This is a genomic window from Bradyrhizobium sp. UFLA05-112, assembly GCF_053572325.1.
The window spans coordinates 1-26,715 of record NZ_JBANBK010000103.1 but is presented as its reverse complement, the minus strand read 5'-3'; the positions used below and the strand labels follow the sequence as shown (position 1 = coordinate 26,715).

General features: G+C 64.0%; 25 protein-coding genes and 1 pseudogene. 5 read left to right on the top strand and 21 right to left on the bottom strand.

Annotation, left to right across the window (positions count from 1 at the left end; genetic code table 11):
* Window positions 1-181 precede the first annotated feature (181 nt).
* The 9 genes and pseudogenes from SO180_RS37010 to SO180_RS36970 all read right to left on the bottom strand — a co-directional run bounded on the left by SO180_RS37010 (window position 182) and on the right by SO180_RS36970 (window position 8,728).
* Window positions 182-1,219, bottom strand: a complete 1,038-nt coding sequence (locus tag SO180_RS37010) for a patatin-like phospholipase family protein (protein WP_449383736.1) — start codon at window positions 1,217-1,219, stop codon at window positions 182-184.
* Window positions 1,216-2,145: a polyphosphate kinase 2 family protein gene (locus tag SO180_RS37005; protein WP_449383735.1), complete on the bottom strand. Its 930-nt coding sequence runs from the start codon at window positions 2,143-2,145 to the stop codon at window positions 1,216-1,218. Before SO180_RS37005 ends, SO180_RS37010 begins: the two co-directional genes overlap by 4 nt.
* Window positions 2,117-3,125: pseudogene (locus tag SO180_RS37000) on the bottom strand (branched-chain amino acid ABC transporter permease); the annotation flags it as partial. The pseudogene SO180_RS37000 and the gene SO180_RS37005, both read right to left, overlap by 29 nt.
* Window positions 3,122-4,003: a branched-chain amino acid ABC transporter permease gene (locus SO180_RS36995; protein WP_449383734.1), complete on the bottom strand. Its 882-nt coding sequence runs from the start codon at window positions 4,001-4,003 to the stop codon at window positions 3,122-3,124. The pseudogene SO180_RS37000 and the gene SO180_RS36995, both read right to left, overlap by 4 nt.
* Before the next feature lie 15 nt (window positions 4,004-4,018).
* Window positions 4,019-4,723, bottom strand: a complete 705-nt coding sequence (locus tag SO180_RS36990; protein WP_449383733.1) for an ABC transporter ATP-binding protein — start codon at window positions 4,721-4,723, stop codon at window positions 4,019-4,021.
* Between the two features lie 3 nt (window positions 4,724-4,726).
* Window positions 4,727-5,494: an ABC transporter ATP-binding protein gene (locus SO180_RS36985; RefSeq protein WP_449383732.1), complete on the bottom strand. Its 768-nt coding sequence runs from the start codon at window positions 5,492-5,494 to the stop codon at window positions 4,727-4,729.
* A 24-nt stretch (window positions 5,495-5,518) separates the two neighbouring features.
* Window positions 5,519-6,841, bottom strand: a complete 1,323-nt coding sequence (locus tag SO180_RS36980; protein ID WP_449383731.1) for an ABC transporter substrate-binding protein — start codon at window positions 6,839-6,841, stop codon at window positions 5,519-5,521.
* A gap of 111 nt (window positions 6,842-6,952) precedes the next feature.
* Window positions 6,953-7,657, bottom strand: coding sequence for an NUDIX hydrolase (locus tag SO180_RS36975; protein ID WP_449383730.1), 705 nt, complete (start codon window positions 7,655-7,657; stop codon window positions 6,953-6,955).
* Window positions 7,658-7,699: 42 nt separating this feature from the next.
* Window positions 7,700-8,728 carry an ABC transporter substrate-binding protein gene (locus SO180_RS36970; RefSeq protein ID WP_449383729.1) on the bottom strand — a complete coding sequence of 343 codons (1,029 nt, stop codon included), beginning with the start codon at window positions 8,726-8,728 and terminating at the stop codon, window positions 7,700-7,702.
* 137 nt (window positions 8,729-8,865) lie between these two features.
* On the opposite strand from SO180_RS36970, the gene SO180_RS36965 reads away from it, so the two are divergent.
* Window positions 8,866-9,315, top strand: a complete 450-nt coding sequence (locus SO180_RS36965) for a cupin domain-containing protein (protein WP_449383728.1) — start codon at window positions 8,866-8,868, stop codon at window positions 9,313-9,315.
* 68 nt (window positions 9,316-9,383) lie between these two features.
* Here SO180_RS36965 and SO180_RS36960 read toward each other — a convergent pair whose 3' ends face one another.
* On the bottom strand, window positions 9,384-10,172 hold the full coding sequence (locus SO180_RS36960; RefSeq protein ID WP_449383727.1) for an ABC transporter permease: 789 nt from the start codon (window positions 10,170-10,172) through the stop codon (window positions 9,384-9,386).
* Window positions 10,172-10,987 (bottom strand): ABC transporter ATP-binding protein, encoded by an 816-nt coding sequence (locus tag SO180_RS36955; protein ID WP_449383726.1) that lies wholly within the window; start codon window positions 10,985-10,987, stop codon window positions 10,172-10,174. Before SO180_RS36955 ends, SO180_RS36960 begins: the two co-directional genes overlap by 1 nt.
* 141 nt (window positions 10,988-11,128) lie before the next feature.
* Between SO180_RS36955 and SO180_RS36950 the strand changes: the two genes are divergently transcribed.
* Window positions 11,129-11,911, top strand: coding sequence for an ATP-binding cassette domain-containing protein (locus SO180_RS36950; RefSeq protein ID WP_449383725.1), 783 nt, complete (start codon window positions 11,129-11,131; stop codon window positions 11,909-11,911).
* Window positions 11,908-13,467, top strand: a complete 1,560-nt coding sequence (locus SO180_RS36945; RefSeq protein WP_449383724.1) for a glycine betaine ABC transporter substrate-binding protein — start codon at window positions 11,908-11,910, stop codon at window positions 13,465-13,467. Before SO180_RS36950 ends, SO180_RS36945 begins: the two co-directional genes overlap by 4 nt.
* Window positions 13,468-13,599: 132 nt before the next feature.
* Here SO180_RS36945 and SO180_RS36940 read toward each other — a convergent pair whose 3' ends face one another.
* Together SO180_RS36940 and SO180_RS36935 are read right to left on the bottom strand one after the other, a co-directional pair.
* Complete coding sequence (locus tag SO180_RS36940) at window positions 13,600-15,312, bottom strand: sulfatase-like hydrolase/transferase (RefSeq protein WP_449383723.1); 1,713 nt, start codon at window positions 15,310-15,312, stop codon at window positions 13,600-13,602.
* Between the two features lie 320 nt (window positions 15,313-15,632).
* Window positions 15,633-16,214 carry a TetR/AcrR family transcriptional regulator gene (locus SO180_RS36935; RefSeq protein WP_449383722.1) on the bottom strand — a complete coding sequence of 194 codons (582 nt, stop codon included), beginning with the start codon at window positions 16,212-16,214 and terminating at the stop codon, window positions 15,633-15,635.
* A 187-nt stretch (window positions 16,215-16,401) separates the two neighbouring features.
* On the opposite strand from SO180_RS36935, the gene SO180_RS36930 reads away from it, so the two are divergent.
* Entirely contained in the window at window positions 16,402-17,022 is a 621-nt protein-coding gene (locus SO180_RS36930; RefSeq protein WP_449383721.1) for a hypothetical protein, read from the top strand.
* A 506-nt stretch (window positions 17,023-17,528) separates the two neighbouring features.
* Here SO180_RS36930 and ilvC read toward each other — a convergent pair.
* The 8 genes from ilvC to miaA all read right to left on the bottom strand — a co-directional run bounded on the left by ilvC (window position 17,529) and on the right by miaA (window position 25,694).
* On the bottom strand, window positions 17,529-18,548 hold the full coding sequence (ilvC, locus tag SO180_RS36925) for a ketol-acid reductoisomerase (RefSeq protein ID WP_449383720.1): 1,020 nt from the start codon (window positions 18,546-18,548) through the stop codon (window positions 17,529-17,531).
* A 132-nt stretch (window positions 18,549-18,680) separates the two neighbouring features.
* The gene (locus SO180_RS36920) at window positions 18,681-19,283 is read right to left on the bottom strand and encodes a LysE family translocator (protein WP_449383719.1); all 603 of its coding nucleotides are present in this window, start codon (window positions 19,281-19,283) and stop codon (window positions 18,681-18,683) included.
* A 7-nt stretch (window positions 19,284-19,290) separates the two neighbouring features.
* Window positions 19,291-20,166 carry an EamA family transporter gene (locus tag SO180_RS36915; RefSeq protein ID WP_449383718.1) on the bottom strand — a complete coding sequence of 292 codons (876 nt, stop codon included), beginning with the start codon at window positions 20,164-20,166 and terminating at the stop codon, window positions 19,291-19,293.
* Between the two features lie 62 nt (window positions 20,167-20,228).
* Window positions 20,229-20,918: a class I SAM-dependent methyltransferase gene (locus SO180_RS36910; RefSeq protein ID WP_449383717.1), complete on the bottom strand. Its 690-nt coding sequence runs from the start codon at window positions 20,916-20,918 to the stop codon at window positions 20,229-20,231.
* 3 nt (window positions 20,919-20,921) lie between these two features.
* The gene (gene ilvN, locus SO180_RS36905) at window positions 20,922-21,464 is read right to left on the bottom strand and encodes an acetolactate synthase small subunit (protein ID WP_449383716.1); all 543 of its coding nucleotides are present in this window, start codon (window positions 21,462-21,464) and stop codon (window positions 20,922-20,924) included.
* Window positions 21,465-21,615: 151 nt separating this feature from the next.
* Window positions 21,616-22,599: a threonine dehydratase gene (locus SO180_RS36900; RefSeq protein ID WP_449383737.1), complete on the bottom strand. Its 984-nt coding sequence runs from the start codon at window positions 22,597-22,599 to the stop codon at window positions 21,616-21,618.
* Window positions 22,600-22,603: 4 nt separating this feature from the next.
* Window positions 22,604-24,379: an acetolactate synthase 3 large subunit gene (locus SO180_RS36895; protein ID WP_449383715.1), complete on the bottom strand. Its 1,776-nt coding sequence runs from the start codon at window positions 24,377-24,379 to the stop codon at window positions 22,604-22,606.
* A gap of 385 nt (window positions 24,380-24,764) precedes the next feature.
* Complete coding sequence (gene miaA / locus SO180_RS36890) at window positions 24,765-25,694, bottom strand: tRNA (adenosine(37)-N6)-dimethylallyltransferase MiaA (RefSeq protein ID WP_449383714.1); 930 nt, start codon at window positions 25,692-25,694, stop codon at window positions 24,765-24,767.
* 11 nt (window positions 25,695-25,705) lie between these two features.
* On the opposite strand from miaA, the gene serB reads away from it, so the two are divergent.
* Window positions 25,706-26,611, top strand: a complete 906-nt coding sequence (serB, locus tag SO180_RS36885; protein WP_449383713.1) for a phosphoserine phosphatase SerB — start codon at window positions 25,706-25,708, stop codon at window positions 26,609-26,611.
* Window positions 26,612-26,715 lie beyond the last annotated feature (104 nt).

Here is a 26,715-nt window from a genome sequence, read left to right as displayed (position 1 = left end):
TTCGAACAAGGAGATGATCTGAAATGATCTAACAACCACTCATCCTTGACCAAGCCCATACAAGTATTCCAGAGACGGTGATGGGTACGGAGAAGCAGCGGCGTACTGGATGCTCCGGTCAAGCCCGGGCATGACAGCAGAATGCGAGGAGGCAGCCTCCAGATAACCACGAGAACACAAATCAGAGAAACATTTCGGTCAGATCGACCGTCGAGGCATTGCCGATCTGGCCAAAGTGCCTGTCGAGCCAGTTTCGCGCTGCTTCCCGACCCTCGTCGCGCAACCTGCAGAGCAGGCTCCATTCCGGGTGGAATTGCGTCGCAGTTCCGAGCTGCGACATCAACTGATCGTTGCCGATCCAGTGCATGTACATGCGGCTGTGCGTGTCCTTGTCGAGTTCGCCATTGTCGATCAGCTTCGTCGCAAAGGCGATCGCGCGCATCTCGCGCATCAATGACGAGTTGAAGCTGATCTCGTTGATGCGGTGGAGCACGTCCGCCGCGCTCGCCGGCAATTCGTCGCGTCGGATGGCGGTCACTTGCACGATGATGACGTCGTGGCTGCCCTTGCGATAAATCAGGGGGAAGATCGCGGGGTTGCCGAGATAGCCGCCGTCCCAATAATGCTCGCCGTCGATCTCGACGGCCTGAAAATAGGGTGGCAGGCAGGCCGAGGCGAGCACGGCGTCCGCGCTCAAGAGTGGCGTCTGGAACACCTTGATCTTGCCGGTCCGGATATTGGTGGCGTTGAGGAAGAGCTGCGGCGCCTCCGCCGCTGAATTCAGCCTGTCGAAGTCGACGACGCGTTGCAGCAGCGCGCGCAGCGGATTGAAATTGAAGGGATTGAGAACGTTCGGCGGCACCGTGTGAGTCAGGGTGTGGATGAAGGAGTGCACCGGATGATACTCCGGCGGCAGCTTGAGCGCCTGAATCCACTGGTTGAGCGGCGAGAACAGGTCGTACACCATGTCCATACGAGAAACCTCGTACCAGAATTGGTGCAGGTTTTCCCGTGCAGCATCGGCGCCGCCGATCGCCATGCCCGAGGCCATCGCCACGGCGTTCATGGCGCCAGCGCTGGTCGCGCTGATTGCTTCGATGGCGAGCCTTCCATCCTCCAGCACGAGATCGAGCACGCCCCACACAAACGCGCCGTGCGCTCCGCCACCCTGCAGCGCGAAGTTCACGTTCTTCACGTTCTTGCTGCCGTTGCCCCTCACCTTGCCCGCTTCCTCCCTCCCTTCGCTTCACCTTCCAGGGCTTGCTGCACCGCCTTGAACTCGTGCAGCGATGCCCGGTCGGCGCGAGGAAATTGCAGATTGAGCCGCTCGAGCGCGGCGACGATGACGGACCCGATGACGACACGCGCGAACCATTTGTGGTCGGCGGGCACGACATACCAGGGTGCATGGGTCGTCGCGGTGTGCCGGACGATGTCCTGATAGACTGCCTGGTAGCGCGGCCACAGCGCACGCTCCTTGATGTCATCCATCGAGAACTTCCATTGCTTGGAGCGATCCTCCAGCCGGTCGAGGAAGCGCTGGCGCTGCTCCTCCCTGGACAGGTTGAGGAAGAATTTCAGCACCACGGTGCCGTTGCGCGCGAGGTAGCGCTCGAAGGCGGAAATGTCCTCGAACCGCTCGCGCCAGATGTTCCTCGTGACGAGCCCGGGCGGCAGCTTCTCCTTGGCGAGGACCTCCGGATGCACGCGCGTCACCAGGCATTCCTCGTAGTGGGAGCGGTTGAATATCCCGATAAGACCGCGCGCCGGCAGGGCAACGACGTGGCGCCAGAGAAAATCATGGTCGAGCTCGTGGCTGGTCGGCGCCTTGAACGCACGAACCTCGCAGCCCTGCGGATTAATGCCTTCGAACAGCGCCTTGATCGCACTGTCCTTGCCGGCTGCATCCATGCCCTGAATGATGATCAGGACGGACCAGCGGTCCTGCGCGTAGAGCTTCTCCTGGAAATCGGCCAGATGCTGCTTGTTGGCTTCGAGAATCTTCTGTGCCTCGTCCTTGTCGAGACCACCTTTCTCGTCCGTTTTGTGGTCCTTCAGGTGAAACTTGCCCGAACCATCGTAACGGAAGGGCGTGATGAATTCGGCGAGCCCTGCGGCGAGCGTTTTGGAGGGTTTCTTGTTCATGAGCTCGGAGATGGTTTGCGTTGCGGCTTCAATCGTTCGACGAGGCTACCAAGAATGCCCTTCGGGAGGAATATGATGAAGAGGACGAGCAGCACGCCGTAGACGAGGTTGTCCCAGCCGACGGCCCTGGTTCCAAATCCGATGCGCAAGGATTCGGCGAGCAGGATGGTGATGATGGCACCGACCGTCGGCCCCAGTGAGACGAACAGGCCGCCGACGATGGCTGCGAACACCATCTGGAGTGACACCGCGATGCCGCTCACCGTGTCTGGCGTGATGAACATCTGGTACTGGCAATAGATCGCGCCCGCGAGCGCGGTCATCAGCGCGCTGATCAGCGTGATCTTCAGCTTCTCCGCGGTGACGTCGACGCCGGCGGCGGCCGCGGCGTCCTCGTCCTCAGAGATCGCCTCCAGCGCGTAGCGGCTCATGCTGCGGTCGATCGAGTACCAGACCACGAGTCCTGCGACCCAGACCGCAAGCGCGACCAGATACCAGGTGGTCTTGTCATCAAACTGGAGCGCCCAAAGCCTGTTGCCCGTCGCGCGGTTGGGCGTATAGCCGAGCGAGCCGCCGGTCCAGTCGCGCGTGGCGGTAATGACCTGCAGCACGATGCCGGAGAGCGCTAGCGTCACCAGCACGAAATAGTGCCCGGTGATCCGGAAACGGAAGCAGGGATAGCCGACGACAAGCGCGAGCGCTCCGGCCGCGACCATGCTGATGGGAATGCCGATCCAGGGCGACAGTCCCAGATGGTTCCACAACAGCGCCGTGACATAGGCGCCGATCCCCATGAAGCCGCCATGGCCGAGCGAGACCAGGCCAAACCGCCCCATCATCGACCAGGATGTGTAGGCGAACGACCAGATCAGGATCAGCACCAGGATATGCAGGTGATAGGGATCGCGATAGACGAACGGCAGCATGACGAGTGCCGCGAGTCCGAGCGCCCATGCGGCAAGCTGCGCCTGTCTCGTCATCTGCGCCTCGCGAGCAGGCCGGCGGGCCGGATGAACATCATGACGATGAAGAAGGCGAACGCCAGCACGTAGCCCCATTCGAGGTCGGAGAACAGGCCGCCGAGCGAGATGATCTCGGCAAAGACGAAGGAGGCGATGAAGCCACCGATGAAATTGCCGAGCCCGCCGAGCACGCAGATCAAGAAGGTGATCGGCCCGAATGACAGGCCGACAAAGGGATGCACGTCGTATTGCAGCACCAGGAGGCAGGCGGCAAGGCCCGCGAGCGCGCCACCAAGCGCCGAGGTGATGATATACATCCTCTTCGTATCGACGCCCATCAGCGCCATGATCTGGCGGTCCTGGGAGATGGCGCGGATCGCCGTGCCGGTGAAGGTGCGCGTCATGAACAGATAGACCGCGACCATGCCCACCAGCGCTGCGATGAAGGACAACAGCCGGGCATAGCTGAAATTCATGTCGCCGAGCGCGAGCACCGGAAGGCGAATGCCGAGATTGCGGAAATCGATGCCGAACGCGACGGTGGCGAAGCTCTGGAGCACGAACAGCACGCCGCCGGTCGCGAGCAACTGGTTGATCGGCGGCGCGGTCAGCAGCGGTGCGATGACGAGATAATGCAGCGCCGCACCAAGCAGCGCGACCAGCAGGATGGTGAAGGGCGCAGCGATGAAATAACTGAGGCCGTAATACTGAACCAGGAAATACATGGCGTACATGCCGATCATCACGAGCTCGGCGTAACAGATCCAGGTCACGTCGATAACGCCGAAGATCAGGTTCAGCCCGAGCGCGAGCAGCGCCAGCACGCCGCCGAGCAGGATGCCGTTGATCACCGCCTCCAGCAGGTAGATGTCGAAGATATCAAGAAATGCCTGCATGCGCCCGCTCGCCCCTCACACCCCGAGATAAGCTTCCTTGACCGTATCGCTCGCCAGCATCTCAGCCGAGCTGCCGGACGCGCGGATCGACCCGGCCTCGATCAGGTAGGCGCGGTCGACCACGCGCAGCACCTGCTGCACGTTCTGCTCGACGATCAGGACCGTCAGCCCGCGCGCGCGAATGCGCTTCACGAGCTCGAACACCTGCTGCACGACCACCGGAGCGAGGCCCGCGGAGGGCTCGTCAAGCAGCAGGAGCTTTGGATCCGACATCAGCGCGCGCCCGATCGCGCACATCTGCTGCTCGCCGCCAGACATGGTGCCTGCCATCTGATGACGACGCTCCTTCAGGCGCGGAAACAGCTCGAAGACGATCTCGAGCCGCTCGGCATATTTGTGGCGCGCCTCCTTCATGAAGGCGCCCATCTTGAGATTGTCATCGACCGAGAGTTGCGGAAACAGCCGCCGGTTCTCCGGTACATGCGCGATGCCGAGACTGACGATGCGGTGTGCCGGCGTCGCCAGGACATCGACACCCTCCATCTTGATCGATCCGCGCGCGGGGCGGATCAAACCCGAGATCACCCGCATCAGCGTGGTCTTGCCGGCGCCGTTCGGGCCGATCACGCCGACCGCCTCGCCGGCCCTGACCTCTAGATTGGCGCCAAACAGCGCCTGAAAGCTGCCATAGCCGGCGTCGACGGATCGAAGCTCCAGCATGGCCTACCCTCCGGCGCGGCGGCGCGCTTCGGCGGCCGCGGCTTGCGTGGTCTCGGCATCGGTGCCGAGATAGACCTCGATCACCCGCACGTCGCTGGCGACTGCGCTCGGCAGCCCCTCCGAAATCTTCTCGCCGTGGTCGAGCACCATCACGCGATCGACCACGCGCATGAGAACGCCCATGATGTGCTCGACCCAGATGATGGTGATGCCGAGATCGCCGCGGATCTTTCGCAGCATGTCGGCGGCCTGGTCCATCTCGGCATCATCAAGGCCACCGAGGCTCTCATCGGCGAGCAGCAGCTTTGGTCCGGTGGCGAGAGCCTTTGCCAATTCGAGCTTCTTGAGCCCTGCGGCACCAAGGCCATCGACACCAGCATGCCGATCGGTCGGCAGACCAACCATGGCGAGCGCATGCTCGGCGGCCTCCTCGGCCTTGGCGCGGCTGTGTCGGCCTTGCCCGTAATAGCCGGCGAGCGCGACGTTCTCGAAAATCGTCAGGCGGCGGAACGGTCGCGGGATCTGGAAGGTACGGCCGATGCCGCGATTGATGATCCGATGCGGCGCGAGTCCCGCAATCTCGGTCCCGGCGAACACGATCGAACCGGCGGTCGGGGTCAGCGTGCCGGAGAGCATGTTGAAGATGGTGCTCTTGCCAGAACCGTTGGGGCCGATCAGGCCGAGGATCTCGCCCTGGTCGACCCTGAAGGAGACGTTGTTGACGGCCGTGAAGCCGCCAAAACGTTTCACCAGCCCGCGAACTTCCAGCACCGCATCCCTCCGCCGCGTCTCGCGCTACTGGTTGCTGTAGGTGGAGCCCTTCGGCAGCGGCAGCACGGCCTCGCGCTGCGCCTGACTCTTCGGCCACACCACATAGGATTTGTCGTCGAGGTACTGAATCACGACAGGGAACGATCGTTCGTTCTGGCCCGCCATCGGCGTGCCCTCGCCATAGAACTTGACGCCGAAGCCGAGCATGGTGCCCCCTTCGGGAATATCGGTGTCGAGCGCTGCCTTGCGCAGCGCGTCCGCATCGACGCCCCCATATTTCTTGATCGCGCGCGGCAGCACGTCGGCCATGAAGACGTAGGTGTTGGAGGCGCCGATGCCGACATGGGCGGAGCGGATGGCAACGCCCGGCTTGATCTTGTCGAACTCCTCGCCGACCATCTTGATCACGGGCCCGAGCTTCGGATCCATGGTCTTCTGATTGGCGAGCCAGATCGAAATCGGATCGGTGTTGAAGATGTAGTTGGCGTCAGCGCCCATGCCCTCCTTCAGCTTCTCGTAGACGCCGTAGCCCGCACCATGCCCCATCAGCGCGCCGAACTTCAGGCCCTGCTCGCGCGCCTGGCGAAGCAAGAGCGTGATGTCGGGATTGTAGCCGGTGTGGAAAATCACATCGGGCTTGGCGCGCTTGAGCTTCGTCACCAGTGCGGAAAGGTCGGGCGCAGTCGCGGAGTAACCCTCCCTCAGCACGACGTTGAAGCCGGCCTTCCTGGCGCCGGCCTCGTTGCCCTTGGCGACGTCGACGCCGTAGGCGCCGTCCTCGTGGATGATGGCGACGCGCAGGTCCTTGGGCTCCTTGCCGAACTTCGCTTTCGAGTTCTGGGCGATGAAGTCCATCGTCATCATGCCGAACTGGTCGCCGCTCGCCTGCGGGCGAAACACATATTTGTAGTTCTTGTCGGCGAACACGGCGGACGAGATGCAGGTCGTCATCCACATGAACTTCTTCAACTGTTCGACGCGGGCCGCGACCGGAACGCATTGCGCCGAGGAGAAGAAGCCGAGCACCATGTCCACCTTCTCCTGCTCGAGCAGGCGGACGGATTCGTTGATGGCGACGTCGGGCTTACTCTGGGCATCGGCGTAGATGGCTTCGATCTTGTAGCCCTCGACGCCGCTCTTTGCGAACTGGTCGAGGATGATCTTGGCGCCGATATATTCGAGCTCGGAGCCGCCGCCGGCGAGCGGGCCGGTCAGGTCAAAAATCACGCCGATCTTGATCTTCTTCTCCTGAGCCTGGGCAGATGCCGCCAAGCCCAGCGCCGCGATTGCGACCATCAGCCCAAGTACAAAGTGACGTACCAAGCGGGCAGCCATGCGCATGCGCATCAAAACCTCCCTGGACGATTGTGCGTTGCAGTCTTCTTGGTTTTATTTTTTGCCCATCACATGGGCTGGGAGATGCGATGTCAAGCCGAATAGCGTCGCGGGCTTAACGCGTCAGCGCGCGGCGAGCTGCTGCTCGATGAAGGCCGTAACGAAGCGCGGCATGGTCGGCGTCAGATCACTGAGCCCGCGGACCAGGTGAATGCCGGCAAGCTCCGGATGCTCCTGCGCGGCGAGGTTGGCCTCAATCCGGGCGCGGATGGCTTCACCCGGCAGATCCAGGTCCAGGATCCGGATCAGGGCAATCGCGGGGCCTGACACCACGCAATGCCAATGCTCTTCCGCCTGATAGTCGGCAGCCGTGAGCCCGGTCTCCTCCTCGATCTCACGCACCACGCTGCCGGGGATGTCGAGCGAGCCGTCCTTGACGTCATCGAGGTCCGGCGTACCCGACGGAAAGTAGATGCGCCCCGCATTTGCGGTATGCTCGCCCATCACGCCCAGCACGAACGCACCGTCGGAGGCGCGCAGAGCGCCCATGCCAAAGCCGTTGAACACGGCCTTGTCGGGAAAACCCCAGTCGCGCCAGGCGAGAAAGCTGGCGAAATCGGTCTCGAAATAACTCGCAGCGAAACGGTCTTCGGAGAAGACGGGGTCGCGCCCGATCAGAATGCGACCGTTCCATAGCTTGGGCCGTTCGCGCTGCTTTTCGATAAAATGCGCAGCGATCTCGGCGCGCCGTTCCAGTGCGAACGGCCACGCCTGCGTTTCCACGGTGAGATCGAGCGTCGTGATGCGGCGAATGGCAGGAGATGTCATGACATCTGCATATCACCGCTTCGCGTCGATTGCTTGGCAATATTATTTGGAATTCATCCCCGTGGTCTTCTTGGCCTGCTCGACGAACTTGTTGGTGAAGGTCTTGCTGACGTCGATCTTGGCATTCGCAACCTCGGGCGAGCCGACGCTGAACACCGCAAGCACCGCGTCCGCGCCCTTCGGGTCCATCTTGCCGGTCTCCGAGAACATCGGGATCGTGTTCTTCAGCGCGGCGAGATAAAGCTCCTTGTTCTTGCCGACCATCTCCTCCGGCATCTTCGCCATGATGTCTTCCGGCGAGTGCGAATGGATCCAGGCGAGCGTGTTCAGCATCGCGTTGGTCAGCGCCTGCGTCTCCTTCTCGTGGCCGGCGACCCAGGCCGCCGTGGAGTACAGCGCGCCGCCCGGATATTCGCCGCCAAACGTCTCGAGCGTATCCTTCTGCGTGCGGGTGTCGCTGAGGATGCGCAAGTCCTTGTGGCTGCCCTGGAGCACGGTGACGGAGGGATCGAGCATCACGGCCGCATCGATCTGGCCCTGCTCCATGGCAGCGACCGCGGTCGCACCTAGGCCGACGCCGATCACGGCGGTGCCGGCGGGATCGAGGCCGTTCTTCTTCAGGAGATACTTCAGGAAGAAATCGGTCGAGGAGCCGGGCGCGCTGACCCCGACCTTCTTGCCGGCGAGATCCTTCACCGACTTGATCTCGTTGGTATGCGAAGGCGCGACCACCAGCACGAGGCCGGGATAGCGATCATAGACCACGAAGGACTGCAACTCCTGTTTCTTGGCGGCGAGGTTGACGCAATGGTCGAAATAGCCGGAGACGACATCGGCACTGCCGCCGAGCACGGCCTTGAGCGCATCGGAGCCGCCCTTGAGGTCGACGAGGTCGACATTGACGCCGGCCTTCTCGTACTCGCCGAGCTGTTTTGCCAGCACCGTCGGCAGGTAGCACAGGCAGGAGCCGCCGCCGACCGCGATGGTGACCTTGCTCTGCGCCGTGGCAAAGCTGGTGGTGAGCGTGAGCGCGAGCAGCGCGCCCGCGAGCCTGGCAATCGTCTTCTTCATTGGTTTCCTCCGTTCGGCTGGCGGCACATTAGAGCAGCGGGACTGGCTTGAGAAGCACTGGCCAAGACACTGGTCATCGGACTTTCGGCGCAATAGCATGACGGCATAACAACAACCCTTTATCGGGAGAATCATCCATGAACCGCATCGCAATCGCCGTTTCGCTCGTCGCCGCCTTCGCCGCAGGGTCTGGCGTGACCTACCTGCTCCAGCCGGCGTGGGCTGCCGAGAACATCACCGCGCAACTCGTCCACACCGGCGAGATGCAAGGCGATGTGCTCGGGCCTGCGAACGAGGTCGGCTACCGCTCCAAAATGTTCATGGCGGCAGACGGCGCCACCGTCTCGATCCAGGTCGGCAACGTGCCCAAGCATCTGCATCCCAACACCAACGAGATCCAGTACATCCTGGACGGGTCCGGGACGATCTGGCTCGGCGACAAGGAGGTGACGGTGAAGCCCGGCGACCTCGTGATCATCCCGAAGGGGACGCCGCATGGCGGCACCAAGCCGATCAGCGGACAGGTCAAGGCGATCGCGATCAAGACACCGCCGCAGGCGCCCGACGACACCAAGCTGCTGGACTGAGCCAGCGAGGCTCACACGCATGTCCGGGCCCGCATCCCTGCGCGGGTCCGGCAACGATCGCACCATCCCTAGCCTCGCCCGTCCGCGGCCGTCGGACGCCACACGAGAAGCCGACGCTCCACCATCGTCACGGCCATGTCGATCAGGAGGACGAAGGCCGACAGCACGAACATCCCTGCAAACACGCCGGCGACGTCGAACACGCCTTCGGCCTGCTGAATCAAATAGCCGAGGCCTGCGGCAGAGCCGAGATATTCGCCGACGACGGCGCCGACCACGGCAAATCCGACGGAGGTGTGCAGCGAAGAGAACATCCACGACAGCGCCGAGGGCCAATAGACGTGCCGCATCAATTGCTGCTCGCTCATGCCGAGCATGCGGCCATTGTCCAGCACCGTACGGCTGACCTCCTTGACGCCCTGATAGACGTTGAAGAACACGATGAAGAACACCAGCGTCACCCCGAGCGCGACCTTGGACCAGATGCCGAGGCCGAGCCACAGCGCGAAGATCGGTGCGAGCACCACGCGCGGCAGGGCATTGACCATCTTGACGTAGGGATCGAACACGGCTGCGACCAGCGGCTGCCGCGCGAACCAGAAGCCGACCAGCACGCCGCCGAGTGAGCCGATCACGAAGGCCAGGATCGACTCCCATAGCGTGATCCAGAGATGCTTCCAGATCACGCCGCTCGCGAACCATTTGACGATCTGGCTGAACACGTCGGCCGGGTTGGAGAAGAAGAACGGCGGCAGCAGGATCTTTCCGAACACCGGAACGGTAGAGAGCACCTGCCAGAGCACGATCGCGACCACGGCGACCAGAAATTGCAGCGAGAGCAGCGTGAGGCGCGACATCAGACCGCCTCCGCCTGGGTGGATTGTGCGTAACCCTTCATCACCTCGTCCTTGAGCACGCTCCAGATCTCGCGATGGAGGGCGTGAAACTCCTTGTCCAGCCGCACCTCGAAAATGTCGCGCGGGCGTGCAAGCTCAACGCGCCAGTCGCCGATGATGCGCGAGAACGGCCCCGCCGACATGATCACGACGCGGTCGGCGAGTGCGATCGCCTCCTCCAGATCATGGGTGACGAACAGCACCGCCTTGCGGTCGGCACTCCAGAGTTCGAGCAGGAGATTGCCCATGACCTGCCGGGTCTGGGCATCGAGCGGGCCGAACGGCTCGTCCATCAGCAGGATTTTTGGATCCCGGATGAGCACCTGCGCCAGCGCCACGCGCTTGCGCTGGCCGCCGGAGAGCATGTGCGGGTAGCGGCCCGCGAAAGCGCCGAGCCCGACCGAGGTCAGCCATTTTTGCGCGCGCGCAAGGGCCTCCGGGCGAGGCGTGCCCTTGATCTCGAGACCGATTGCGACGTTGTCGATGGCCGTCTTCCACGGGAACAGCGCATCGGCCTGGAACAAATAGCCGGCGTCCTTGTTGAGGGCGGCGAGCGGCCGGTCGAACACCTTGACACTGCCGGCGGCGGGCTTCAGCAGCCCCGCGGCGACGTTGAGCAGTGTGGATTTGCCGCAACCAGTCGGGCCGACTATGGCGACAAACTCGCCCTGGCCGACCGTCAGCTGCGCCTCTTCCACCGCCGTATAGACGCGCCCGTCACCAAGCCGAAATGCGACTTTCGTATCCTCGAGCGCCACCGCCGTGGGCGTTGCCATCTGTCAATTTCCTCCCGGATCTTGGCGGATGCCTTAGCCGCTTGCGCCGGCAAGTTCAATTGAGCGGCCAAGCGTGGTACGCATGCGGGGTCGCGTCCATCAAATCTCCCATTGCGGGAGTGTAGGGCTGGGTCCGTACCGATGACCTCCAAACCCGTGATCGGCTATGCGCATGTCGCGAAAAACTTCGGCCCGGTCGTGGCCGTGGACGGCGTTTCGCTCGACGTCGCCGAGGGCGAGTTTCTGGCCATCGTCGGCAGCTCCGGCTCAGGCAAGACCACGCTGCTGCGGCTGACCAACCGGCTGATCGAGGCCGACCATGGCACGATCACGGTTGAGGGCGAGGATATCGGCCGCATCGACCCGGTCGCGCTGCGGCGGCGCATCGGCTATGTCTTCCAGAGCGGCGGGCTGTTTCCGCATTTGAGCGTCGCGGACAACATCGGCATCACGCCGAAGCTGCTGGGCACTCCACAGGGAGAGATCGCCGCGCGAGTGGATGAGCTGCTCGATCTGGTGCGGCTCGACCGTACCCAGCATCGCGATCGATTGCCGCAAGACCTGTCCGGCGGGCAGCGCCAGCGCGTCGGGGTGGCGCGGGCACTCGCCGCGCGTCCACGCATCGTGCTGATGGACGAGCCGTTCGGCGCGCTCGATCCCCTGACCCGCGACGCGCTCGGAGAAGACTATCGCGCGCTGCATCACAAGCTCGGCCTCACCACGGTCATGATCACCCATGACATGACGGAAGCAATCCTGCTTGCCGACCGCATCGCGGTCATGCGCGCCGGGAGGCTGCTCGCGCAGGGCACGCCTGCGGAGCTCGGCCGAAGCGACGACGCCTATGTGCTGGAGCTGTTGCGCACGCCGCGGCGCCAGGTCGCGCGATTGAACGAGCGGCTGCCGCAGGGTGGTATGGCATGAGCCAGATCTCCGATCCGCGCTGGGGCGAGGCGCTGTCGCATCTGCCGGACTATCTCGGCAGCCATGTGCGGGTGAGCCTTGCCGCACTCGCGCTTGGGCTCATCGTGAGCCTGCCGCTCGCGATCCTGTGCCGCAACCGCCCGGTAGCGCGCAACATATTGCTCGCGCTCGCGAGCATCGTCCAGACCGTGCCGGGGCTGGCGCTGCTCGCGCTGTTCTATCCGCTCCTTCTGCTCTTGGCCTCCGTGACACTCGCCTGGTTCGGCGCTTCCTTCTCGGCCTTCGGCTTCCTGCCGGCGATGCTGGCGCTGGCGCTCTATTCCATGCTGCCGGTGCTGCGCAATGGCATCACCGGCTTGAACGGCATCGATCCTGCCCTGCTTGAAGCGGCCCAAGGCGTCGGCATGACGCCGCGACAATCGCTTGTCATGGTCGAGCTGCCGCTGGCACTGCCGGTGATGATGGCGGGCATCCGCACCGCCGCTGTCTGGGTGATTGGTACCGCAACATTGTCGACGCCGATCGGGCAGACCAGCCTCGGCAACTACATCTTCGCCGGCCTGCAAACACAGAACTGGGTGTTCGTTTTGTTCGGCTGTTTTGCCTCGGCCGTTCTGGCCCTTGCGGTCGACCAATTGCTCGGCCTGATCGAAACCGGCCTGCGTAATCGCAGCCGCCTGCGCACGACGCTCGGCGGCGTCGGGATTGCAGCGCTGGTCGCCGCGACGCTGGTGCCCTCGCTCGGACGCTCCTCGCCGGCTTACGTCGTCGGCGCCAAGACATTCGCCGAGCAATACGTGCTTTCGGCCCTGATCCGGGATCGCCTGGCGGCGGCAGGCCTGCCCGCAACGACGCGCTCGGGCCTCGGCTCGAACGTCGCCTTCGAGGCGCTGAAGGCCGGCGACATCGATCTCTATGTCGACTATTCCGGCACGCTCTGGGCCAATCAGTTGCACCGCACGGATATCAAGCCGCGCAAGGAGCTGATTGACGAGCTGAAGGCAGCGCTCGCCAAACAGAATATCACACTGCTCGGCGAGCTCGGCTTCGAGAACGCCTATGCGCTGGTGATGCCGCGCAAGCGCGCCGAGGCGCTCGGCATTCACTCTGTCGCCGATCTCGCGGCGCATGCGTCAGGCCTGTCGATTGCCGGCGACTACGAGTTCTTCTCGCGTCCGGAATGGGCCGCGTTGCGCGATGCCTACGGGCTCGCGTTCCGCGCCCAGCGGCAGATGCAGCCCGATTTCATGTATGCTGCCGTCGCGAGCGGTGAGGTCGACGTGATCGCGGGCTACACCAGCGACGGACTGATCGCGAAATACGACCTCGTGGCGCTCGACGATCCCAAGAACGCGATCCCGCCTTACGACGCCATTTTGCTGCTCGCCCCGAAGCGCGCCGGCGATGAGCGGCTCAAGTCCGCGCTAAAACCGCTGCTCGATCGGATCGACATCGCCGACATGCGCGAAGCAAATCTGCGCGCCAGCGGCAACGATGCGAATTCGTCGCCCGACGTGGTGGCGAAGTGGCTGTGGGAGAAGGTGGGGAAGAGGTAGGCACGGTGGCACAATGGCTCCATGCGCATCTACCCGCACCGTCGCCCTTCGAGGCTCGCCCAGCGGCGCGCTCGCGCCGCAAGGCTCGCACCTCAGGGTGACGGCGAGAAACCGTCGCTCGGGCGAGCAAGGCTACAGCCCGTGGATCATTCCGGCGTTGATCAGCAGGCGGTTGAGGCGTCGTGCTTCCTGACCGTCCTTGCAGCCATAGAAGATGCCCTTGCAGCGTAGCATGACGTCCTTCTGCGCGGCGAAGGACGGGTCGAGCGGAATACCGGCGGCTTCCTGGATCACCAGCGGCAAATAGGCACCGTCGATCGTGTCCATCACGGCATCGCTTCTCACCGGCTCGAAGTTGATGGCGTCGATGGCATAGTAGGTGGCATAAAGACGCGGATCATAGTCGTCGAGCTTCTTGCCGAGGCTGCCTTCATCGAGCCCGGGCTCGAGGATCTGCGGCGCGAATTCCGGCTGATGATCGCCATAGCGCACGATCAGGAACGGCTCATTCGGAAACTTCTTCTGCAGGCCGGCCAGAAAGGCCTGGTACTGCTCGGCACTCATCGCCTGCCGGCGCAGATATTCGTCGATCGACGGTGTATTGCCCGGCGCGCGCCAGCCCGGCATCAGATCGGGACGGAAACGCGTTTCCCAGGGGAAATGATTGGCGCCGAGATAGATGAAGCTGAACAGCGGCTTGTTCGGCGGTTGCTGGCCCATCAACTGCAGCGCCTTGTCGTAGAAAAAGGAATCCGGCTCGACGTCCTTCGCGCCGAGGTCCTTCGCATCATAGAAGCGCTCGATGCCCGTCGTTATCTGGAAGCTGCGCGCGCTCATGAAAGCGCCGTAGGCCGGATAGAGCGACATCGTGTCGTAGCCGCAGCGGCGCAAGCTGAGCGGCAGACCGCGCTCGACCCGGCCCGAAGCGATGCGCGTCACGAAATAGGCGAAACGGCCGAAGGAGCGCGACGACAGGCCGGCGAGCACGTTGTATTCGGTGAACCAGCTCGGTCCGCCATTGCTCTCGGCGAGGAAGGTACGCTGCTTGCCGTCCCAGGATTTGAAATGGCTGCCATAGCCAGGCGGCACCTTGACGCCTTGCGCGGCGCGGATGTCGAAACTGGATTCATCATGGATCATGATGATGTTCGGCCGCCGCCCCGCAGGGTGGCAGGCATCGACCAGCGGCACGTTGAGATGCTCGCCGGTAGACGCGGCCGACTCCATGAAGCCGTATTGCATGAAGTCGGAGACCGCAGTGACGCCGGAGCGGAAGAATTTTGAGAGATAGCCGTCGTCGTAATAGCCGCGCCAGGCTTCGTCCGGATGATAGAGCGAATAGCCGACCAGCGCGGCGAGGCAGGCGAGCTTGCAGGCAAACGCCGGCAGACGGCGGATGCGGAACGGATCGAGCCACCACAGCGCATACATCAGCGGCAGGATGACGAGGCAGGCGCCGATCACCGACCAGCGCAGGTTCGGGAAGATCGTGAACAGGAAGGCGACGGTGTCGCGGTCGATCATCATCAGGTCGATGAAGTTGACCGTCATCTGCACGACGTCGTGCTTGAGCCGCGACAGCAGCACCAGCACCACGACCATGGTCAGCGACAGCGCGCCAGACAACGCGGGGCGGCGGAGCAGCGTGATCCAGAAGAAGTTGAGGATGCCCCAGGCAAGCGCAAAGCCGAGGCGCGAGCTGAAATCGGTCTCGGTCTCGTACATCAGCGCGAGCGCGGCCAGATGCGGCGCGGCGACGGCGAGCAGGCGCCAGATGCCGATCGCGGCAACGCTCGCCAGGACGGCGGTGGCGGCGGAAGGACCTGGGTTGGGCGCGGACGCCATCGACGATACGCTGAACACGCTCCGGCGCGGTGATGCCAAGCCATCTGGCCAGCCTGCTGGCGGCCAGAGCGTCCGACGCTGCCGGTGAGCGCCGTGTCATAAAACTGTAACGGAACAGTCATCGGCAGGCAACGCGACCTGCCGTCCGACCTTCGCTTAATATTAGCGGGCGGCAGATGCACGCCGCGCGCCCTACTCTATCCCCTCACCCTGAGGAGCCTGCGAAGCAGGCGTCTCGAAGGCGAGGCCAGGATTTGCAGCCGGGCCTCTATGGTTCGAGACGGCGCTGCGCGCCTCCTCACCATGAGGGTTGGACAGCGTCAGCTGCTCCGCGTGGCCTTCGCGATACCGGTGATGAAGACGTCGATCACCGCTTCGGCCATCCTCTCGATCTCGCCCTCCTCCACGCCCCAGCGCGGGAAATGACCGTCGAGATTCATCCGGGCGAAACCGTAGACCAGGGCGCGGGCGGCGATCTGGATCGGCTTCAGCTCGCCCTGTCGCAGCAGTCCCTGCTCAGCAGCATCACCCAGCATGCGCTCGGTCAGCGCCATCAGCTCGGCATTGTCGCGGGTGAGTTCGGGCGAACTGCCATGGGCGAAGTAGCGCCCTGTCGAGATGATCTCGAAATGGGCAGGGTTGCGCATCGCCCAACGCAAATAGGCAAGGCCAAAGGCACGTAAGCGAGCGAGCGGATCGGCCGGCGGCGCCTGGGCCAGTCCCGCATCGATCTCTGCACGAAACCGGCGCTGTGCCTCCTCCGCCACCGCCGCCATCAGCGCGTCGCGGTTGGGAAAATGCCGGAACGGCGCCCCCGGTGACACCGCCGCACGCCGCGCCGCCTCGCGAACGGAGACCTCGCCGCCCTCGGCCGCCAGTTGCAGCGCAGCATCGATCAGCACGCGGCGGAGATCGCCGTGATGGTAGGGCCGCGCTTGGGTGGCGCGCGAGCGGCGCCTTGAGAGCTCACGGGCGGGCATCAAAAACTCCTAGCATCACCCGAACGTGAATGTAAGCAGCGATTACACGGTTGACCAAAACAGACCCACCAAATGTAATCGATGATTACATAACGGAGGAGACCATCTCATGGCGCAACGTCAAAGCTGGTTCGAGGCTTGGCGCCTGGTCGCCCTGCTCAGCCTGAGCCTGATCGCGCTCAGCCTCTGGATCGCCGCGATGCGGCAGTTCGAGATCGAGGGCGTGCGGATGGCGATACGCTTTACGGCGCGCAGCTCGCTCCTCCTGTTCTGCCTCGCCTTCAGCGCCGCCGCCCTGGTGCGGCTCTGGCCGAACGGCTGGACGCGCTGGCAGCGCCGCAACCGGCGTTATCTCGGCCTCGGCTTCGCCGTCTCCCACGGCCTCCACGCGGTTGCGATCGTCTCCCTCGCCAAGATGGATCCGGCCGGCTTTGCGACCGCGAGCTCGGCCGCATCCTACCTCTTCGGCGGGATCGGCTACGCCATCATCGTCGCGATGGCGGCGACCTCCTTCGACCGCACGGCCGACCTGCTCGGCCCCCGTGCCTGGCGCACCCTGCACCTCGTCGGCGGCTACTATCTCTGCTTCCAGTTCATGGTCTCGTTCGCCAAGCGCGTGCCGGCGATGCCACTCTATGCGGCCTTCCTCGTCCCCCTCCTCGCCGTGATCGCACTGCGGCTGATCGCGATGGCCGCGACCTCACGCCCGAGTCCGGTCGCCCCCGTCTAGTGTCCGCGGTTCGCATCTTCGATAGCCAGCAAGAATATCGATCAGACGTCAGCTCTTAACATGATGTGCCACGCGAAGTCGTCTTCGTGCATTCATGCGAATGATCACGATGCGGATGAAGAGACGAATCTTAGACTCTGAAGTCGCTGAGTTTTTGTGGGACTGGAGAGGCGGCGCAAACGCCTAAGAAACAGCGCGAGATCAAGAATGTGCTTTAAGCGTCAGTTCTTGGTCTTCAGGCTGCGCTTCAACATCGAAGAATTTGAATGAAGCACCAGCGCTTGGCGCTGAAGAGGAAAGCGCGAGATCGCAGCTAGCGATCTCGCGCCGGTTGTAGTCGCGAAGGTTTAAGATTTGGTTTGGCGAACGAGAGTGCGTCACTTGCTCGTCTCTCGTGTCCCGGACGCGGTGCAGCGCGCAAGCGGTGCACCGCAGAGCCGGGACCTATGGACCCCGGATCAGCAGCGCACCGCTTCGCACTGCGCTGCGTCCGGGGAACGCAAACCTCAGTTCTTCGACTTGTCGACCAGCGCGCCCTTCTTGATCCAGGGCATCATGTCGCGGAGCTTCGCGCCGACTTCCTCGATCGGATGCGCGGCGAGCTTGGCGCGGGTCGCCTTGAACGAGGTCTGGTTGACCTTGTTCTCGAGCATCCAGTCGCGCGAGAACTTGCCGGACTGGATGTCGTTGAGAACCCGCTTCATCTCCTTCTTGGTCTCGTCGGTGATGATACGCGGGCCGGTGACGTACTCGCCGTACTCGGCGGTGTTGGAGATCGAGTAGTTCATGTTGGCGATGCCGCCTTCATAGATCAGGTCGACGATCAGCTTCACCTCGTGGAGGCATTCGAAATAGGCCATCTCGGGCGCGTAGCCCGCTTCGACCAGGGTTTCGTAGCCGCCCTTGATCAGCTCGACCAGGCCGCCGCAGAGCACCACCTGCTCGCCGAACAGATCGGTCTCGCACTCTTCCTTGAAGGTGGTCTCGATGATACCGGCGCGGCCACCGCCGACCGCCGAAGCGTAGGAGAGGCCGAGGTCATGGGCATTGCCCGAGACGTCCTTGGCGATCGCGATCAGACAGGGCACGCCGCCGCCGCGCTGATACTCCGAGCGCACGGTGTGGCCGGGGCCCTTCGGGGCGATCATCAGCACGTCGAGGTCGGCGCGCGGGTCAAGCAGGTTGAAATGGACGTTGAGGCCGTGGGCGAAGACGAGGGCGGCGCCCTTCTTCATGTTGCCGTGCAGGTGCTCGCGGTAGATGTCGCCCTGGAGCTCGTCCGGGGTCAGCATCATGACGAGGTCGGCCCATTTGGCGGCCTCGGCGACTTCCATCACCTTGAAGCCGGCGGCTTCCGCCTTCTTGACCGAGCCCGAGTCCTTGCGCAGCGCAATCGCCACCTCCTTGACGCCGGAGTCCTTCAGGTTGAGCGCATGGGCGTGGCCCTGGCTGCCATAGCCGACGATGGCGACCTTCTTGCCCTTGATCAGGTTCAGGTCGGCGTCGCGATCGTAATAAACACGCATAGTCGTTTCCTCATTGAGGGCCGAAAATCGGCCAATGGTCAGGGTCCGAAGGTGAAATTTGCGGATTTCGGGGGCTGTCTAGAGCATTTTCCGCCCCGAAGGAAACCCGTTTCTGCATGGAAATCCGCGACATCATGCATCCATGAAAACGGGGTAGAGAGAGGCAAGCAGCAGGATCGCCATCACGATATTGAAGGCGCGGACCAGCCGCTCGGAGGTCAGGACCGGCCGGAGCGCGCTTCCGAACAGGGCCCAGACAACGGTCGAGACCGTGCCGACAATCAGGCTGATCACGGTCTGGATGGCGATATTGATCGGGAATTGGGCAATCGCCGCATAGGCGGTGATGGTGCCGATGACGATGACCCAGCCCTTGGCGTTGATCCACTGGAACATGGCCGCGCCCAGGAAGGTCATCGGGCCGCGCCCGTTGTCCTCGCCCGGCCTCGTCGGGCCCGAAAGGGCGATCGCGGCCGCCAGATAGATCAGGTAGGCGGCGCCGGCATATTTCAGGATGGTCTGGAGGATCGGATAGGCCAGAAAGACAGTCCCCAGCCCCAGACCGACGGTCGCGACCATGAAAGCGAAGCCGATGGTGATCCCGGCGATGTGCGGAATGGTGCGGCGGAAGCCGTAGGTCAGGCCTGACGACAGCAGCATGATGTTGTTTGGCCCGGGCGTGAAGTACATCACGACCGCAAAGACGATGAAGGCATAGAGAAGCGACTGCGACATCCGTACCTCACGCTGTCTTTGGCAGGACTTGCGAGCGCCTGGCCAGCAGCATCACCGCGATGCCACCGATCACGGTCAGCATGCCGGCGAGCCGCAGGGGTCCGAACCGTTCACCGAACACGACGCTGGAGGCGGTCGAGCCGACGAAGGGCACCAGCAGCGCGAACGGCACGACCTGCGCAGCCGGATAGTCGCGCAGCAGCCGGCCCCACAGCCAATAGGCGATGCTGGTCGAGATGCCGCCGAGCGCCAGCATGCAGAGGACTGACGTCAGCGACATCTGCGTCAGCGCTTGCCAGGTCGGCACGGGACCATTGACGATCAGCGCCAGCGCGAACAGCGGCACCGCCGACGTCAGGCACAACCAGGCGAACAGGTCGAACATCGGCACGCCGCGGGCGCCGCGCAACAGAAGATTGCCAATCGCGAAAGAAATCGGCGAGATCATCAGCACCGCAAAGGCGCTGACGCTGAAATCATAGCCGACGGTGCCGCAGATCAAGAGAAGGCCGACCGCGGCAATGGCAATGCCCAGCGTCTGCGCCGCCGTCGGCCGTTCGCCGAAGGCGAGCACGGCGAAGCCGATGGTGAACAGCGCCTGGCTCTGCACGACGACGCTCGTGAGCCCCACCGGCACGCCATGGGCGATGCCATAGGCCTGAGACAAAAACTGGCCGAGGAACAGCGTGAAGCTGATCGCGATCAGGAGCGGCCAGGCGATCTTCGGCTTGCGGATGAACAGGCAGGGCACGGCGGCGATCGAAAAGCGCAGCGCTGTCATCAGTTCCGGTGACAATTCGTCGAGCGCCAGCCGGCTCGCCACGAAGGCAAGTCCCCAGACGATCGCCACCATGACGGCGATGAGGATGTCGGCCGGCTTCATTGTTGTTCTTCGGGGCTCTGTTCCGTTGCGTGTTCTTGTCGTTCAGCCTTGCTCGCCGGCGCTTACGTGGAAGGGATGGGTTTGCGCAGCAGATAGGTGCCGTGCATCGGCGCGTGGTAGTCGGCCGAGACCAGCGTGAAGCCGACATCAGTCAGCATCCGCTCCATCACCCAGCCGAAGGTGGAATATTCGTCGCGCATATGCGTGACGACGCTCTCGCGCGAAAACTCGTGGTTCTTGATCTGGAAATCGGCCCATTGCTCGACGTCCCGCTCGGCCGCATCCGGCATCGAAACGAAGACGATGTCGCGCAAATAGAAGCTCGCGCCCGGCTTCAGCGCGCGATAGATGCGCGACAGCGCCACTGCCTTCCAGAAATCCGGCAGATGATGCAGCGTGAACTCGCTGACGATCAGGTCGTAGGATTCGGGCCGGTAGGCAAAGCTGAGCAGGCCCGCCGACTGCGTCGCGACCTTGGCCTTGCGGTCGCGGGCATAGATCTCGGCCAGCGCCAGCATCGCCGGCGAAATATCGATGGCGTCGACCTCGGCACCCATCAGCGCGCCTTCCGTCGCGAGCACGCCGTTGCCGCAGCCGATGTCGGCGACACGCCAGCCGCGCTGTACGCCGAGCATTTTCAACGCGGCGCGCGCGCGCAGATCGGCGTCATCGTGGTTGTCGTAGATCGAGGCGACCGCGGGCTCGATGCCCATCCGGTTGCGTTCGTTGTAGTACCAGTCGCGCGCCAGCATGGTTCACATCCCTTCAGGCCCGCGACCGATCGCGGCAACCCCCGTGCGCGACACCTCGACAAGGCCGATGGGACGCATCAGGTCGATAAACTGGTTGATCTTGTCCGTATTGCCGGTGATCTCGAACACAAAGCTCTCGGTGGTGGCGTCGATCACGCGTGCGCGGAAGGCGTCCGCCAGCCGCAGCGCCTCGACGCGATGCTCGCCCTCCCCGCGCACCTTCACCATCGCGAGTTCGCGCTCGATCGAGCGCCGGGTCTGCGTCATGTCGACGACGCGATAGACCGGGATCATGCGGTCGAGCTGGTGCTTGATCTGCTCGATCACCATCGGCGTGCCCGTGGTGACGATGGTGATGCGCGACAGATGTTTTTGGGCTTCGGTCTCGGAAACCGTGAGGCTCTCGATGTTGTAGCCGCGACCCGAGAACAGGCCGATGACGCGGGCGAGCACGCCGGGCTCGTTCTGCACGAGCACCGAGAGCGTATGCGTCTCGTTGGGGTCGTGGCGGTCCTCGAGGAAATAGGCGGATGCGGGCTGGTTCATTGTCGTCCCCTCAGAATGTCTCTCTCGTCATGCCCCGCGAAGGCGGGGCATCCAGTAATCACCGGCGCCTGAGATTCCCACGACCGCCACGGCGTACTGGATCGCCCGGTCAAGCCGGGCGATGACCGCAGTGTTGTTGCGCCGGCTCGCATCATGCGACCACCTTCTGGCCCGGCGGCGCATCCGCCATGACCCACTGCTTGAACAGATCGAAATCGATATTGCCGCCGGACAGCACGAGACCCACTCGTCTGCCCGCGAGTTTGCTCTTCTCCTGCAGCGCAGCCGCAAGTGCTGCCGCGCCGGCGCCCTCGGCGAGATTGTGCGTGTCGGTCCAATAGGCGCGGATCGCCGTGCCGACCTCGTCGTCGGTGACCTGCACGATGCGCGAGGCGCCCTTGCGGATGACTGCGAGCGCGTCCGCGTCGGGGATGCGCGTCGCCATACCGTCGGCGAGCGTGTTGCTGGTCTCCGTCGTCACGACCGTGCCGGCCGCAAACGACAGCGCGTATGACGGCGCCTCCGTCGACTGCACGCCGACGATCTCGGTCTTTAGCCCGAGCAGGTCGCGCGCCATGATGCAACCGCAGATGCCGGAACCCTGGCCGATCGGCACGTAGAGAATGTCGAGGTCAGGTGCGGCCCGGAACAACTCCAGCGCATAGGTCGCAACGCCGAGCACGAGATCCGGATGGAATGACGGCACCATGTGCAAGCCAGCGAACTGCGCACGGCGCTCGGCCTCCTCGCGGGCGGCCTGAAAGTCCTCGCCGTGCTCGACGAGCTCAGCGCCAAAGGCTTTCATCGCACGGTTCTTCTCGACCGAGTTGCCGCGCGGCACGTAGATCACCGCGGGCACGCCGTGGCGGCTCGCGGCAAACGCCAGGCTCTGCCCGTGATTGCCGCGCGTCGCCGAGATGATGCCGGGCGTGTTCGGCCGCTCGCGCTTCAGCCGCTCGAGATAGACGAGCCCGCCGCGCACCTTGAAGGCGCCGATCGGTGTGTGATTCTCATGCTTGACCACGACACGGGTACCGAGTCGCTCAGCGAGCAGCGGCCAGGCATGCGCCGGCGTCGCCGGCACCGCCTGCCCCACGATCGCATGTGCGCGTTCGAGCTCCTTCAGGTCGAACATCGCATCACACCAGTGCCTTGCCGCCGGCGAACGCGACTGCGGTGGCCTCGTCATTGGCCTGCTCCGGCAACAGCATCTCGTTGTGCGCCTTGCCGGAGGGGATCATCGGGAAGCAGTTTTCGAGCGCCGCGACGCGGCAGTCGAACAGCACCGGGCGCTTGACCGAGATCATCTCCTTGATCGCGCCATCGAGATCGGCGGGCTTGTGCGCCTGGATGCCGACGCCGCCATAGGCTTCCGCGAGCTTGACGAAATCCGGCAGCGCTTCGGAGTACGAATGCGACAGCCGGTTGCCGTGCAGGAGTTGCTGCCACTGCCTCACCATGCCCATGTACTGGTTGTTCAGGATGAAGATCTTGATCGGCAGCTCGTACTGCACGGCCGTCGACATCTCCTGGATCGTCATCTGCACCGAGGCGTCGCCCGCGATGTCGACGACGAGGCTGTCCGGGTGGGCCACCTGCACGCCGACCGCGGCCGGCAGACCGTAGCCCATGGTGCCGAGACCGCCGGACGTCATCCAGCGATGCGGCTCATCGAAGCCGAAGAACTGCGCCGCCCACATCTGGTGCTGGCCGACCTCGGTAGTGATGTAGACGTCCTTGCCGCGCGTCAGCTCGAACAGGCGCTGGATCGCGTGCTGCGGCAGGATGACGTCGTTGTTCTTCCTGAAGTACAGCGAATTGCGCGCACGCCATTGCGCGATCTGCTGCCACCACGGTTTGATGTCGGGCTTCCTCGCCTCGGCCTTGAACACCTGGAGGATGTCGCCGAGGATATTGCCGCAGTCCCCGATGATCGGAACATCGACGCGGATGTTCTTGTTGATCGAGGACGGATCGATGTCGATGTGGATCTTCTTCGAGCCAGGGGAGAACGCATCGACCCGGCCGGTGATGCGGTCGTCGAAGCGCGCGCCGACGCACAGCATGACGTCGCAGTCATGCATGGTCATGTTGGCCTCATAGGTGCCGTGCATGCCGAGCATGCCGAGCCAGTTCTTGCCCGACGCCGGATAGGCGCCCAGGCCCATCAGCGTCGAGGTGATCGGGAAACCGGTGACCTCGACCAGCTCGCGCAACAGTTTTGAGGCCTCAGGGCCGGAATTGATCACGCCACCGCCCGAATAGATCACCGGACGCTTGGCATTGGCGAGCAGCGAAACGGCCTTGCGGATCTGCATCGCGTCGCCCTTCACGCGCGGCGCGTAGGAGACGTGCACGTCGGACTTGCGCGGCGGATGGTAGGTGCCGGTCGCGAACTGCACGTCCTTCGGCACGTCGACCAGCACCGGGCCCGGTCGCCCCGAGGTCGCGACGTAGAACGCCTCGTGCAGCACCTTGGCAAGATCGTTGACGTCGCGGACCAGCCAGTTGTGCTTGGTGCAGGGGCGCGTGATGCCGACGGTGTCGCATTCCTGGAACGCGTCATTGCCGATCAGGTGGGTCGGCACCTGCCCGGTGATGCAGACCAGCGGGATCGAATCCATCAGCGCATCCGTCAGCGGCGTCACCATGTTGGTGGCGCCGGGGCCGCTAGTCACCAGCACGACGCCCGGCTTGCCGGTCGAGCGCGCATAGCCTTCGGCGGCGTGGCCCGCGCCCTGCTCATGCCGGACCAGGATGTGCTGGATCTCGCTCTGTTGGAAGATCTCGTCATAGATCGGAAGCACCGCGCCGCCGGGATAGCCGAAAATATCCGTCACGCCATGATCGATGAGCGCGCGCACGATCATCGCGGCGCCGGTCATCTGGTTCGGATCGTGGCTGTTGTCGGTCATTGGCTTGCTCCGGATGCGCTGTTGTCAGCGGCTTCTTCGAGGTCTGGTTCGGGAAATAAAAAAGGGCCCCAAGAGGCCCCATGCGCACCGCTCGGTTTTGGATGGCCGCTAGCCATCCCCGGCGATGCGCCTGGGTACGACGACGATAAGGAGTTTGGTAATAATGTTACGCATGAGGTCGGCCCGGCTTCCCAAAGGTTGCGCGAACCATAGCGGCCAAAGCCCGGATGTCAAGGCAATGTGGCCGTTTTCGCGCGATTTCGAGAAGTGTAGCGGCGTTCCGGCGGTTCGGCGAGAGGGAATTTACGACGAAAGCGCAAAAGGTCGTCGTTCCCGGGGCGCTCGCGCTGTGCGCGCCCCCGGAACGACGACCGAGCGAGGCGCCTCACTCCGCCCTCACGGCAGCGGCCAGCCACCCCATCGCCTGCTCCGGCTTCACCCATTCGAACTCGGGCAATTGATGCCGGAACCAGGTGAACTGGCGCTTGGCGTAATGGCGGGTGTCGGCTTGGCTGATCGCGGCCGCCTCGTCCAGGCTGATCTCGCCACGGACGTGCCGGATCAGCGTGGGCACGCCGTGGGCCTTCATCGCCGGCAACAGCGGATCGAGTTCTCGCGCGGCAAGCAATTCGACCTCGTTGAGCGCGCCGGCGCCGAGCATGGCCTCGAAGCGGGCATCGATGCGGGCATAGAGCTCATCGCGCTCTGGGGCGAGGAACAGGGCGTTGAAACTGTCCTTGGGCAGCAGCGGCGGCTGGCCCTCGCGATGCCAGTCGAGCAGCGAGCGGCCGGTCGCCTCGATCACTTCGAGCGCGCGAGCGATGCGGGTGCGGTCGCGCACATTCAGCCGTCCAGCGGCGGTAGGATCACGGCCTGCGAGTTCCGCGTGCAGCGCTTCGACGCCGCCCTGCTCGAGCCGCGCGCGCACGCCCTCGCGCACCTCGGGCCGGATCGGCGGCACCGTCGAGAGGCCCCTCGTCAGCGCCTTGAAATAAAGCCCGGTGCCGCCGATGAAGATCGGCAGGCGGCCTTGCGCCCGCGCCTCGGCCAGCGCTGCCGCCGCATCCGCGAGCCAGGCACCGGCCGAAAAATTCACGGCCGCGTCGACATGGCCATAGAGACGGTGCGGGACCTGCGCCTCCTCGTCCCGCGTGGGGCGGGCCGTGATGACACGCAGATCGCGATAGACCTGCATGGAATCGGCATTGATCACGATGCCGCCGGCGTTCAGGGCAAGCTCGAGCGCCAGCGCCGACTTGCCGCTGGCGGTCGGGCCTGCGATAAGCACGGCCTTGCTCACTTGCCCCTCGCGCACGAAAACCTCAAATGTCCCTCGTCGCCACGCTGATCTGCAACCCCGATAATCCCGCGCTCGACTCTACCATCGTCGACGGCGCGCGTGCCGTGCTGCCCTCGGCCGCGCCTGCACACTGGCTGTTCGACGGGGTTGCGGTCGACATACCCTTCGGCGCGCAGGATAACCTCGAAGGCGATCGTCACGCCATTGAACAACGGTTGCGCGAGCTGCGCGGCGACCTGCCGATCGACATCGTCGTGCAACCTGTCGGCTTCCGGCGCAAGAGACTTTTTCTCGCCGACATGGATTCCACCATGATCGGCCAGGAATGCATCGACGAGCTCGCCGATGTCGTTGGGGTCAAGGCGCACGTCGCAGCCATCACCGAGCGTGCGATGCGCGGCGAGATCGAGTTCGAGCCGGCCCTGCGCGAGCGCGTCGCGCTGCTGAAGGACCTGCCGGTCGGCGTCGTCGACGATGTCCTCGCCAAGCATATCACGCTGACGCCGGGCGGCCGCGAACTGGTCGCGACCATGCGCGCCCACGGCGCCTATACCTGTCTCGTGTCCGGCGGCTTCACGCTGTTCACCAACGCGGTCGCCGCGAAAATCGGCTTCCAGGAGAACCGCGCCAACGAGCTGATCGTGCGCGACGGCAAGTTCACCGGCGAAGTGAAGGAGCCGATCCTAGGCCGCGCGGCAAAACTCGCGACGCTGGTCGACCTGATGGAGGCGTTCGATCTCGACGACATCGATACGCTGGTCGTTGGCGACGGCGCCAACGATCTCGCGATGATCCAGGCGGCGGGGCTGGGTGTCGCCTACCACGCCAAGCCCGCCGTGGCGGCTGCGGCGGCCGCGCGGATCGATCATGGCGATCTCACCGCACTGCTCTATGCGCAGGGATACAAGCGCGACGAGTTCGTCGAATCCTGACGTCTGCTCCGACGTCACCGCGAATGCGGGCGATCCAGATGCTATGGGGTAAGCGGCGACTGGGGTAAGCGGCGGTGAGGGTGTGGACACCCCTCGAACGCCGT